Raw genomic sequence first — 14,215 nt, 5'->3', positions numbered from 1 at the left:
CTATACCCTAATATTTAATATCAAAATATATTTTACTCAAAAAAAAATACGCCGAATCATATTTGTAATGAACTGCATATTTTTTGTAACCAATTGTTATTCGCATCTTTAGTTTTTAGCTATAATTTTTATATTTAATTTACATCTAATAATATAAATACATTAAATTCTTCATCATTATAGTCTACTCTTATATCTCCATTATAATTTTCTATACTATTTATTACACTATCTATACCTATACCATGGTTCTCTTTATCTTTTTTTATTGTTATAAATTTATTTCCACTTTTTATTACTTCTTTCATTAAACTGTTTTTTATGTTTATAAATAAATACTGCCCTTTTATACCACTTTTAATTTTAATATATCTTAAATCTTCATATTGTATATTTTCACATGCTTCTATGGCATTATCTAATAAATTTCCAAGTATAACAGATATATCAAAATCACTTATATTTATCTTTGATGGAATTTTTATATCTAAATCAACTTTAATACTTTTTAATTTGCAAACTTCAAGCTTAGATGTTAATATCGCATCAATAATCTTATTATTAGTAATCACTCTAGTTTGCGCATTTGTTATTTGAATATCTAGTTCATTTATATAACTTTTTACATCTTTATATTCTTTCTTATCTATCAATTCATAAAGTATGCTTATATGATTTTTCATATCATGCCATATACGTCTAGTTTTTTCCTGACATTTTTTTATATTTTCATAATAATTATATTGATACTCTAATTGATGATTTAAAATTTTCATATTTTCTTCTAAATGTTTTTTTCTTTTGTTTATACTTATGGCAAATAGTATAACTATCGTGGTCATCATGCCTAAAATAATAACTATATAATTAGAATTATATTTTTGGAGCTTTAATATCTCAATATTAGAATTTGCAACTTGCAAATCTGTGTCTATTATTTCACTCATTAAATACTGAGTATTTTTATAATCTTCTAAATCATTTACTTTGTCTCTATAAACTTTAAACCATTTAATAATTTCATCTTTATTATTTTCTTTAGTATAAACTTTAAGTATGTCATTTAGTACCACAAGTTGCTTTCTATTCATCGTGGTATCTTTTATTTCATTATATGCCATTTCTAAATACTTTATTTGACTTTCGGTTTGGCCATAGTGTTCATATATCATTGCATATAATGTATATAAATTACACCTATGATGTTTAGGAAGTTTATCATCTTCACTTTTTATCCCATTTGCAATTTGTATGCATTTATCAATACTACCTAATTTTAAATAGGCTTTAGCAAGTATAATATTAGTAGATATATACGTATTATATTGAATTACACTATCTTTAGTTAATTTTAATATTTTATTTGCATATTTTATCATTAAGTCAGCATTTTCTTTGTTTTTATAGTAAAGTAAAATATTGTAATATATATCAATTTTTTCCTTACCTTTGTATTTACTCCTTAAAATTTCTGCTTCTTTGAATACTTTATCAGCTTCATCCTCCATACCTATTTCATGTGCTATAGTAACCTTTAGGTATCTTATGGCTATAAGTTCAGATAACATATTTTCATTTTTATATTTTTCATAAAGTTCTTTTGCTAACTTTTCACCTTTATATATGAATATGTATGACTCTGTATATTTTTCATAGGTTACATATATGCCTGCTAGCATAGAATATAAATATAATAATTCTTCTTTCATCCCATATTTTAAAAAATAACGCTCTAAACTATCATAGTTTTCAATCACTTCCTGATAATTTTTATTAGCATAATTATAATGCTGATATAATAATAAGTTTCTACCATAATCATATTTACATAATCTAGTTTCATTTATTTCCTGTTCTAGTTTTTTTAATATTTGATTTATATCTTTATTATATTTCTCTTCTAAAATACCTATGTACTCTTTATATCTTATAAATTCATGTTTAGTGTCCGTATTTATAATCAAAATAGTTGCTATATAAATTATAATTAACAATATAATTTTTTTTATATTTATTTTCACATTATATCCTTTCTTAAAACCTGTAATTTCTCAATTAAAATATCTCTTTGCTAATACATTATATAATCTTTTTATTATATATTAAATTTTTAATCATTAGATTATAACTTTTCACTTAAAAAAGAACAAAGAGATATATTTTATCTCTTTGTTCTTTTTTCTTAATATAGATTAATTTTTATCCTGACAAATAATCCATGAAACTATATTTTATCTCTTCAATCTTACTTCGACTAATAGGTACTCTTTCTCCTGTAGATGTTACTATGTCTTTTGATTCTATTTTTTTTATAAAATCTTGATTTACAATATAACTTCTATGGCATTTTAAAAAGCCTTTATATTTTAGTGTTTGATATGAATCCTTTAGCTTCTCATACGTTTCATATTTTCCACTTAAAGTATTAATAATGATCTTTCTTTTATTCGACTCTATATATACAATTTGACTTAATCTTATTTTTTCAATTCCAGATTGATTACTTATAATAAAATATTCCTCTAATTTTTCATATGAATATTTTATTGCTTCCTTAATTTTATCTTCCATATTATCAGAGTTTTTAATTATATAATTAAATGCCTTTACATCATATCCTTCTAAAGCATATTCTTTGCTATTAGTCAAAAATATTATTTCTGATGTTATATTTAGCTCTCTTATTTTTTTAGCTGTTTCTATTCCATTCATGCCTTTCATGATAATATCTAAAAATATAATATCTACATTAATATATTTTTTACTCAAAGTATTTATTAATTCATCTCCAGAATAGAATTTTAATACGTCTATATCATAACCGTATATTTTTTTTATTCTAATCATCATATCATAATAATTGTTTAAATATATTTCTTCATCATCACATATTGCAATCTTTATCATACAAACTTATTTTATACAATAGTCTAAATAACATTATTGCATAAAACATACTCCTTTCTTATGATACGATTTTTAATACATATTTTCTAAGTATAAAAAACCTCAGACAAGATTTTAATTATAATAAATAATTTTAAATCTCTTTTTAAATTTTACGTATAATACAATAATTTTTTAATATGAAAAATAAAATTAATATTTATTTTCATTACTCTTCTCTATTTATACTGTCTTGCTGAGAAAATCCATTTGGATATCTATTTTTTAGTTTTTGAATATTTCCAAATGCAATATCTTCTAACTTTATATCTAATATATTGCATATATTCCCTAGGTACCAAAGTACATCTCCTAATTCTGATTTTACTTTTTCTTCATCTAATTCATGACCATGGAATAGGTGCTTTTTTATCAAATCTCCAAATTCTCCAGCTTCACAAACCAATCCTAATGTGTAATTAGCAAGCTCCGTTTCATTAAAACTTCTCGTTCTTTGTATTTGTTCTTGATAACTTTCAAATTTCTCTATATTCATTAGATCACCTCATATTAATTCAATATCTTACAATTTCACTTATTATATCATGAAATACGATTTAAAACATATTTATTCCACTGAATTGACTAATAATATAATCAAAAAAAATACATATATAAATACATGTATTTTTATTAATCTTTCTTATATAAAAATTTTAATTTTTTAATATATATACATACTAGTAATATATTTGATATTGGTATTGAAAAAAATATAGCAATCTGCGGTGTTAAATTCATAATATCGTATCTATAAAACAATTCAGGAAGAAGTATAACTAAAGGTATAAGGAATAATAGTTGTCTTACTAGCTCTAATCTACTCGCACTATTCTCATCTCCAGATACTTGCATGAATGTAATTAAAGTATATATTATACCTAAAAATGGAAATCCCGTTACTATTATTTTCATTATAGGTACTGATATATTAGCTAATTCAGTATTATCTGTAAATATTTTTGCTATGTTATAAGTAAATAAATATACTAAAACAGTTAAGGTTATAGAGTAAATCAAACTATATTTTACTATTTTAGACTTTACTATATGCTCTTTTTCTATATCATTTTTCCCAATAAAATATGCTATTAATGCCTGAACTCCTTGGGTTATTCCTATTAGCGGTAATAAAATAACCATATTTATATTGCTACAAATAGACCACGCACCTACATATGACATACTCCCATATCTTATCAAAACCTTATTAATAATAAATCCACTAACACTATTTAATGATTGCATCAAAAACTGAACAAATCCTATCTTAACTAAACATAATAATATTTCTTTTCCTTCTATCAGCTTTAAATTACTTTTTTGTATCCATAGTCCTTTATTTATTAAAAATATCATAGCAAATGTAAAATAAAATATTTCACTAACTAATGTAGATAATGCAATACCCTTTATTCCCATATTAAAAATAAAAGTAAATAATACATTAAATATTATATTAATTGCCGTTGATGAAACACCTACTATAATTTCAACTTTAGGATATCCAAAAGCTCTAATGTTATTAACTAGCATATATCCAACTGAACTAAAAATATTAAATATTATAGCTATATTTAAATAATCTTTTGCAAGCTCCATTACTAGCCCATTTGCCCCAAGTACCTTTAATATAATATCTTGAAATAAAAATATTATTATAGATATCATAGTGCTTGATATAAAACTTGCATACAGTCCCACTTTAAATGTATTATTTATCTTTTCTTTGTTATTCTCACCTAATTTTTTTGATATGACTATACTTGTAGATACTCCAAATATTAATTGCGCAGCAATTAGAAGTAATAGTACTGGACTTAATATTCCCATGGCTGACAAAGCTTCATGACTCATATTACCTAAATGACCTGCAAATGCAGTATCTATCATAGAAGATAGTGATTCAAGAACTAAAGAGCATATAGCTGGAAATGAAAATAAAATGATTAAATTAGATATTGATTTATCTTCAAAAATATTTGCTTTAATCATTCAAATTCTCCATATTATCTAAATTTATTACCATTACTTTTTCGCCTTTTAAATCAACGTCTCCATTAAAATCAAAGCCTATTTTTTTATATAAACCTATAGCATTTTTGTTTATATCATATACGCTTAGGTATATTTTTTTATATCCATATTCACGATATAATTGTTTTATTAAAAGTTTAATGCCATTCTCACCATATCCTTTGCCTTGATGTTCTTGTGAGATTAAAAATCTATCTAGCCATACCCTTCCATTTTTACCCTCATCTAAAAATAAAGCATACATAGCAAAACCTACTGCTATATCTTCATCATATATTCCAACCGTTCTCCATTTTGAATCTTCACTTGCTTCATCTAAACATTCTTCTATAGTTTCTATAAAATTCTCCTGTGATTTCAATACTTTTAGCCCTAAGATGTCTTCTCTATTTTTTTCATTAATATTTTTTATAGTTAAACTCATACTTTGAACTTCTCCTAATTTAGTTAATTATTCAATACTGCCTTCATGTTTTAAAAGCCATGATTTTCTGTGAAGTCCTCCACCATATCCAGTTAAACTTTTATTTGCTCCAATTACTCTATGACAAGGAACTATTATATTTATAATATTTTTACCATTAGTACTACCTACTGCCCTTACTGCTTTTTCATTACCTATTTTCGTAGCAATATTTTTGTATGAAACAGTCTCACCATATGGTATGTCCGTTAATGCAGTCCATACCTTTTTTTGAAATTCAGTTCCTTTTAATTTGAATTTTATATCAAAATCTTTTCTATCTCCATTGAAATATTCATCTAATTGTTTTATAACCTCTTGTAAAATCTCTGGACATTCTGAAGATTCGTTTGCATCCTCTACGTATAACACTGAAATCAATTCATTTTCTGTTGTACATATTTCTAAAATACCCACAGGTGAATCATAATAAGCAAAAAATTTTTTATCCATATCTATCCTCCAAAATAAATTAGTTTATACTCTATACCATTTTGTTCATTATATCATATCAGTGACATTACTTTTTTAATATATCCTATAAAATTATCTTTATAAACGTTTCTTGAGTATAATTCAATTTATATATCTTCAAATATATATAAAAGATCCCTTAAAATATTAAGGGATCTCTTTCTCTAATAAGCTATTTTTAGTTTAACATAAATCTATAACTTGAACTTGATATACTACTGTTATAATTTGACCTGGCGTCATTGTATTTAAGTTAAATCCAGCAGATGGATTGTAATCTGGGTATGCTACACCATTTATAGTTACTGATCTTAATACAAATATAGAGTTTTGAGGAGTTGGGTCTAAGAATACAACATTAGTTGCATTTATATTACCTACATTAGTAACTACAACTGTATAAGTTATCGTATCTCCTATCGTAGCAAATTGTTTGTTTACTGATTTATTTACGCTTAAATTACCATATGCAATATTTGTTGTTACAGTATTTGAATAACTTGTGCTACTGTACGGATTTTGTTTTGGATCAACTACATATTGGAAAGGAATAATAGCTTGGTTTGTTACTTGATTACTTGAAGGTACTGACTTCACAGTTACAGTAAATATTACAGTTACGACATTACCTATTCCTATATTACCAAGGCTAAATCCAGCTGTTGGATCATATGTTGGCTGGCTAGTTCCATTTACAGTTACACTTCCTTTATTAAATGTTACTCCGGTAGATGGTGTATCTTGGAATAATACATTATTATCTATAACATTCCCTACATTAGTCAATGTTACTGTATAAGTTAAAATATCTCCTAGTGTAGCTATTGGTTTATCTACAGCTTTTGTAGTATTTATCTTACCTAAAACAACGTTAGTTGTTACAGTATTACTGTTTTGAGTCTTAGTTATTATAGCTGTATTAGGGTTTATATAATAACTAAATTGAGCACTAGAAGTATTTGTTACATATGGTGGTGTTGGTAGCGAATTTATCTTAGCACTGAATACTACCGTTACTGTTTGACCTGGAGCTAAGTCTGACAATGAGAATCCAACTGTTGGGTCTAATGATGGATATACTACTCCATTTATAGTTACAGTCCCTGATACATAAGTCAATGCTGATTGTAATGAATCTATAAATTGTATACTGGTAGCATTTATGTTACCTGTATTAGTTATCGTTGAAGTGTAAGTTACTGTATCATTAACGCTAGCATACATCTTATCTACAGTTTTTGTATTAGATAAACTACCTAAGTTTATATTAGTAGTTACTGTATTTGATGTTGCACTTATCGGATAAGTTGATCCTTGAGGATTTACATAATATACTCCATTAACTAATGCATAATTCGTTACTTGTGGTGGTGATGGAAGTGCTGTTACTGTTGCTTGGAATTGAACCAAAGATGTATTTCCAGCTATAAGGCTATTTGGCAAATTAAATCCAACAGTAGGATCATAATTTTGATAACTTACTCCATCTATTACTAAAGTTCCTGATTTAAATACTGCACCATTAGATAAGAAATCTGTAAAGAATAATTGTGATATAGTTGTATTCCCTGTGTTTTGAACTGATACATTATAGTTTAGAGTATCTCCTATAGTTGCATACGCTTTATCTACTACCTTAGTTGCAGTTAAGCTAGGTATTACTATAATAGTTGATACTGTATTAGATTGAACTGAGTTGCTATAATATTGACCATTAGGATCTACCTTATAAGAGAATGTTCCTACTACAAAGTTTAGTACTGTGCTCTGAGTTGGTGCAGGTATAACAGTAACTGTAAATGATACAGTAGCATAGCCTAATGTTGATATTGTTCCTATGATAAATCCTTTAGTTGGATCATAAGTCGGCTCAGACTTACCATTAACTATTACAGATCCCTCATTAAATGTAACATCCATTTGTAAGTTATCTGTAAATATCACATTACTTGCATCTACGTTACCAGTATTATTTATTACAACTGTATAAGTCAATATATTACCCATAGTAGAATATGATTTGTCTACGCTCTTTGTAAGTGTTATTGTTCCAACATTTATTTGAGTAGTTACTGTATTAGAGTTAACTTGCGCTACTATAATAGATCCACTTGGATTTACATAATATGAGAAAGTTATATTTGCTGTATTGCTTACTAATGATGGAGTTGGTAAAGATGCTACAGCGGCATTAAATGTAACAACTACAGTAGCACCAGGTGATATATTACCTAATGTGAAACTTGCATAAGGATCATACGTTGTATAAAATGTTCCATTTATAGTCACTGACCCTGTTACAAAAGTTAATCCAGTTGGTATAACATCTCTAAAGTTTATAGAACTAGCCACTACATTACCTGTATTTACTATATTTACTGTATAAGTCAATATATCTCCTACTGTTGCGTATGCTTTACTAACTGATTTAGTAGCTGTAAGTAATCCTATATTTATCATTGTCGTTACTGTATTACTTGTTGATTGTGTTGTTATAATAGGGTTATTTGGATTTATATAGTAACTATAAGATGTTGTAGCTGCATTGTAAATAATGTAGCTTGTTGGTAAAGTCTGAACTGTTACTGCAAATGTTACCGTAGTAGTTCCATATCCAGGTATATCAGATAAAATAAATCCTTTATTTGGATCATAAGTTGATTGAGTTGTTCCATTTATTTTTACAGATCCACTAACAAATGTAGCATTTGATTGAATCATATCTTTGAATACTATATTAGTAGCATTAGCATTTCCTGTATTATTTATAGTTATACTATAGTTTAAAGTATCCCCTATCGTTGCATATGACTTATCTACTACTTTTGCAAGATTTAACATACACACTTCTATATATGTTTTAACAGTATTAGAAGGAGTTGTCGTTGTAACAGGACTATCTGATGGAGTTAACTGATAAGTGAACGTTACATCAGCAGTATTATCTATTTCTCCACTTGCTGGTAATGAGCTAACATTAACACTAAATACCACTGTATGAGATTGATTTGGTATCAAGTCACTTAAATTAAATCCTGTATTCGGATTAAATGTTGATTGAGATATACCATCTATAACTACTGAACTTGTGTTAAAAGTAGCTCCATTTGGTATTAAATCTTGGAATGCTAACTTAGTTGCATTTACTGAACCTGTATTTGTTATAGTTACGCTGTATGATAAGTTATCTCCAACTGTAGCATATATCTTATCTACTGATTTAGCAATTGTTAACTCTCCAACTGCAACATAAGTTTGAGTAGTATTAGTATTTATAGCTGCTTGTGTAGTTTGTTGACCTACAGTATATTCATAATTAATTACAGCATAGTTGTAAACTATATTGTTAGCCGGTCTGGTTTTTACTGTAGCCTCGAAAGTTACTGTTGTAGTTGAACCTGCCTCTATATCTTGTAATGAGAATCCTTTATTAGGATCATACCCTTTTTCTTGATTTCCATTTATATATACTGAATCAGTAACAAATGATATATTTAAATCTAATATATCTTCAAATAATACTTGTTTAGCTGACACATTGCCTTCATTACTTACATTAATTGTAAAGTTTAAAGTATCTCCAATTTTAGCTATTGATTTGTCTACTGATTTATTAGCAGACATTATAGTATCATAAACATAAACTGTCGTTTGGTTAGATGTTGCTGTCTTTGTTGTAGGGCTTCCTTTAGGATCTATATGATATGAGTAAGTTACACTACCAGTATTTAATAACTCATTATTTAATGGTATTGAATTAGCTGTTACTGTAAAACTAATTGTAGTTTGCTGTCCTACAGGTATATCACTTAAACTAAATCCATTGTTAAGATTTAAGCTTGGTTGATTAACTCCATTTATATATACTGATCCTGTATTAAATGAAGATTCTCCCTGGATTGTATCCTTGAAAGATAAATTAGTAAGATTTGTGTTACCTGTATTAGTTACCACAAAATTATAAGTTATAACATTATTTAATTTAACTATGCTTCTATCTGCAGCTTTAGTTATTGTCAAATTACCCATATTTATATAAGTTGTTACAGAGTTACTAGCTACATTTGCTGATATAGGTGGTAAATTTGGATTTAATTGATATTGGTAACTAATATTAGAGGTATTTGTTACATATCCATTACTTGGAACACTTGCTACTGTTACTTCAAATACTATTGTTGCTGATGATCCTGGAGTTATAGTTTCTAAAGTAAATCCAACAGTTGGATCATAACTCGAATAAGGTGTTCCGTTTATTTTTACCGATTCTTTTACAAATGTCGTATTACTCGGTATATTATCTATAAAATTAGTATTTGTTATATTTATATTACCATTGTTAGCTATTACTGAAGTATAAGTCAAAGTATCCCCAACCGTTGCATATGCTTTGTCTACACTCTTAGTATTGGTTACTGACATCATACTTATATTTGTAGTAACTATGTTACTTGTCAAGCTACCATTTACATAAGGTGATGTTGGAGTTAATTGATATACAAATGTCATATTAGCTGTGTTGTTTATTGTTGGAGGTGTTGGAACAGTTGTTACAGTTGCTTGGAATGTTATAACTTCACTACCTCCTGCACTAATATTACCTATAGAGAAACCTGTATTCGGATTAGCACTTGGGTTGTTTACGCCATTTACATATACTGAACCCGGCACAAACGTTGCACCATTAGCAATAATATCTATAAAGTTAACATTCGTTAAAGATACTGTACCAGTATTATTAACTGTGACAGTATAATTTAAAGTATCTCCTATCGTTGCATATAATTTATCTACACTCTTAGTTAATGTTGCTGAATAACTATTTATTGTTGTTGTGACAGTATTACTTGTTGCAGTTTTAGTTACAGGTTGTTGAGATGGATCTACATAATAGCTAAATGCTGTTGTAGCACTATTTTTAATAACATTAGGGTTTGGTAACTTATTTATAGTCGCTTGGAAACTGACAGTTACAACTTGACCCATATATATTGTTCCTAATGTAAAACCTTTATTTGGATCATATGAAGGTTGGCTTATTCCATTTACCATAACAGATCCTGTTGCAAATGTTGCTTCTGCTTGAAGTGTATCATTAAATAGAGTGTTAATTACAGTAGTATTTCCTGTATTTGTAGCTGTAAATGAGTAAGTTAAAGTGTCTCCTACTACTGAGTATGATTTATCTACACTTTTAACTAAATCTATTGTCCCTAGAGGGTCATACGTTACAACAGTATTAGAAAATATAGTTTTAGTTACTACAGGAGAAGTTGGATTAACTTGATATGTTATATTCGCTTCTGACATATTTGGTATATATCCAACTGGTGGTGTTTTGACTATCGTAGTTGCAAAAACTATGGTCGCTATCTCTCCAGGATGTAAATCCTCTATAGAGAATGATTGACTTGGATCATAGCTTGGATAATTAACACCATTTACATATACAGTTCCTGGATATAAATTCATCCAAGCACCAATATAGTCTGCAAATATAATATTTGTTAAATGTACTGTACCTGTATTCTGTATAGTTGTTGTATAAACAAGTATATCACCCAATTGTGCATAAGTTTTATTTACACTTTTTGTTATAGTATATAAGGCTTGATTTATAGTAGTTTGAACAGTATTACTATAGACTGTATTAATTAATGTACTAGCATTAGGGTCTGGCTGATAATTGTATAATAAACTTGCATGGTTATATACTATATTTGGATTAGGAACAGAATTAACTGTAACTTTAAAAGTTATTTCTACTATTTCACTTGGACATATAGTTCCTATAGTAAATCCTTGCGTTGGATCATAATTTGGATAGGATACTCCATTTATATATACTGATCCTGATACAAGTGATATCTGGGATTGTAAGCTATCTAAAAACATTGTATTAGTAGCATTTATATTACCGCTATTACTTACATTAATTGTATAGTATAAAGTATCGCCTATACTTGCATAAGCCTTATCTACACTTTTAGATATATTCATACATACATAATTTGCTATAGTATCAACTTTATTAGAATCTTTTTCTGAACTTATAATACTACTGCCTTGTGATATTTGATATTTGAATGGAACTTGAGCAATATTTTCTATTGTATTTGCAGGATTAAGTTGATTAACTAAAACTTGATAAGTTACAGTTGTAGTCTGCTGAGGGTTGATAGGATTTGTTAGCGTAAATCCAGTGAACGGATTTAAGTCTGATTGTGATGTTCCATTTATTTTAACACTACCTGTAACAAATGATACTCCTGGTATTGGTGGCTCTTGTACTTGAACATTAGTTGCAGACTCATTTCCTATATTTGATAAGCTTAATGTATAAGTCACTGTATCTCCTATATTAGGATAATTATTACTATTACATCTTTCTCCTATAACATCTACATAATTAACTTGTATAGACGTACTATTACTAAATATAGTTTGCTCTCTTAGATATCCATATTGATTATATATATATCCAAATGATACACAAGATAAGTTATTTACTTTTGTTGATGGAGATAGCGAATTTACTTTAGACTCAAATACTATCTGGGTACTTGCTCCAACATTCATATCAGGTAAAGTAACTCCTACTGTAGGATCATCATCTGGGTAATTTGTTCCATTTATATATAAACTTCCATCTACAAATGAACAATATTGATTAACTTTATCTTGGAACAATATATTTGTTGCTGATATTGAACCTATATTGTTTATATTTATTGTGTAAGTAACAGTATCTCCTACACTAAGAGATGTTGTAGAAGCTGACTTTGTAATGCTTAATAATCCTTCTTGTACTATTACTTGAACTGTATTAGTTGAATCATAGTTTGTAATAGTATTTTGGCCTGATGTAAATTGATAGCTATAGTTCACTGTTTCATATAATAATACTCCATTATACTCTATTGGCCCTGATGGTAATTTATTCACTATGACAGTAAACGTTACATCTACTATACCATGTGTAGGAACACTTCCTATATTAACACTCTTAGTTATATCCGCACCATTCATAACAGTTCCATTAACTACAACAGAGTTAGTAACAAATGTACAACTTTGATCTAATACCGTAGATAACATAACATTATTAGCTGCTACAGATCCATTATTAGTAATCTGAATTCCATATACCATCTGCTCTCCAACTTCAACATTATATTGACCATCACCATCTATATCATATAACATCAAAGAAGCTGTTAGGTCAGGAGCTTGAGCAAGTACTTGAGCACCTAATGCTACTAATTGAACTCCATCGCCCACGGTACCTTCAGTTATTTGTCCTGCTAATAATGTTTGATTCGGAATCAGCGTGCTAGATATATCTACATCTGTTATATCCCATTTATTTCTTCCTCCTAATGTTTGAATAGGAGCAAAACCATCGTTATTATTAGTCCCGTTAGTACCATTTATATTTAAAAGTCCATTACTAGAGTTAGTTTGGTCGGCTACATTTATTATCCCTGCAAAAAAGTTATTTCCTGGGTTGTTTGGAGCGGTTCCTGGGTTTATATTCGGACTATTTACAGTATTACCAATATTACTTAATTGTGCAAAAGATGGACCTAGTGATACACTCTCTATCCCACTTAAAGGTTCTCCATTTGCCGCAGCTATGAAAACATTTCCTTTTAAATTTGATGGAGTTGAAGGGGTTGTAAATCCTGATATTGTTGTTTGTAAAGGTGTACTTGGAGTTGCTACGGATATACCTGATTCATAAATAATTTGCTGTGGCTTAAATGAATCATTTCTATATATTACTGTTAATGACCATCCAGCTCTTGAATTACTTAATCCTGTACGAGGAACACTTATAGGAACACTAGCTACAGTGTAACTACCTGACAGTGCAGATTGTACATAAGTTGTTACATCAGCTGCTCTATATCTATCTATGGTTCCAGACGTACCAGTATAACTATCTGTATATTGAGGTGTTATTTGATAACTTCCTTTTGAAGTGGCAAATGTTATTGGATTATCTTGTATACTTCTAAGATCTAAAGAACCTGATACATTGCTATATACAGTAGAATACCATACAAGTTCTGCATAAAGAATTGTACTATTAGATAGTATATTTAAATTAGCTGTACTTCCTGATTGACTCCAATCTCTAGTTGTTGTACCATCTGTTTTTATAAGGTCAGAAGTATTTACATCTGGAGCAGTTGTACTTCCACATACTACTAAACTATTTCCAGTAGATACTAATATTGCCTTATCAATTGCTGAGAAATGTTGTGTTAGTGCCACTTTATTTCCTCCTAT

General features: G+C 28.0%; 7 protein-coding genes. All 7 read right to left on the bottom strand.

All coding sequences use genetic code 11. The features are described 5' to 3' along the window. Positions 1-134: 134 nt before the first annotated feature. The 7 genes from NWE74_RS14045 to NWE74_RS14015 all read right to left on the bottom strand — a co-directional run bounded on the left by NWE74_RS14045 (position 135) and on the right by NWE74_RS14015 (position 14,200). Positions 135-2,021 carry an ATP-binding protein gene (locus NWE74_RS14045; RefSeq protein ID WP_258243620.1) on the bottom strand — a complete coding sequence of 629 codons (1,887 nt, stop codon included), beginning with the start codon at positions 2,019-2,021 and terminating at the stop codon, positions 135-137. Between the two features lie 178 nt (positions 2,022-2,199). Then, entirely contained in the window at positions 2,200-2,907 is a 708-nt protein-coding gene (locus tag NWE74_RS14040; protein WP_258243618.1) for a LytR/AlgR family response regulator transcription factor, read from the bottom strand. Between the two features lie 208 nt (positions 2,908-3,115). After that, positions 3,116-3,442 (bottom strand): nucleoside triphosphate pyrophosphohydrolase family protein, encoded by a 327-nt coding sequence (locus tag NWE74_RS14035; RefSeq protein ID WP_258243617.1) that lies wholly within the window; start codon positions 3,440-3,442, stop codon positions 3,116-3,118. Positions 3,443-3,579: 137 nt separating this feature from the next. Beyond that, a complete protein-coding gene (locus NWE74_RS14030) occupies positions 3,580-4,941 on the bottom strand; it encodes an MATE family efflux transporter (protein WP_258243616.1) in 1,362 nt (453 codons plus the stop codon). Then, complete coding sequence (locus NWE74_RS14025) at positions 4,934-5,407, bottom strand: GNAT family N-acetyltransferase (protein ID WP_258243615.1); 474 nt, start codon at positions 5,405-5,407, stop codon at positions 4,934-4,936. Before NWE74_RS14025 ends, NWE74_RS14030 begins: the two co-directional genes overlap by 8 nt. A 27-nt stretch (positions 5,408-5,434) precedes the next feature. Further along, entirely contained in the window at positions 5,435-5,899 is a 465-nt protein-coding gene (locus tag NWE74_RS14020; protein ID WP_258243614.1) for a methylated-DNA--[protein]-cysteine S-methyltransferase, read from the bottom strand. A gap of 204 nt (positions 5,900-6,103) precedes the next feature. Next, positions 6,104-14,200, bottom strand: a complete 8,097-nt coding sequence (locus NWE74_RS14015) for a DUF7507 domain-containing protein (RefSeq protein ID WP_258243613.1) — start codon at positions 14,198-14,200, stop codon at positions 6,104-6,106. Between the last annotated feature and the right edge of the window lie 15 nt (positions 14,201-14,215).

The sequence above is a fragment of the Romboutsia lituseburensis genome (assembly GCF_024723825.1).
Lineage (GTDB): Bacteria > Bacillota > Clostridia > Peptostreptococcales > Peptostreptococcaceae > Romboutsia_F > Romboutsia_F lituseburensis_A.
Note: the sequence above shows the minus strand (reverse complement) of the source record. Positions and strands in the feature narration are given on the sequence as shown.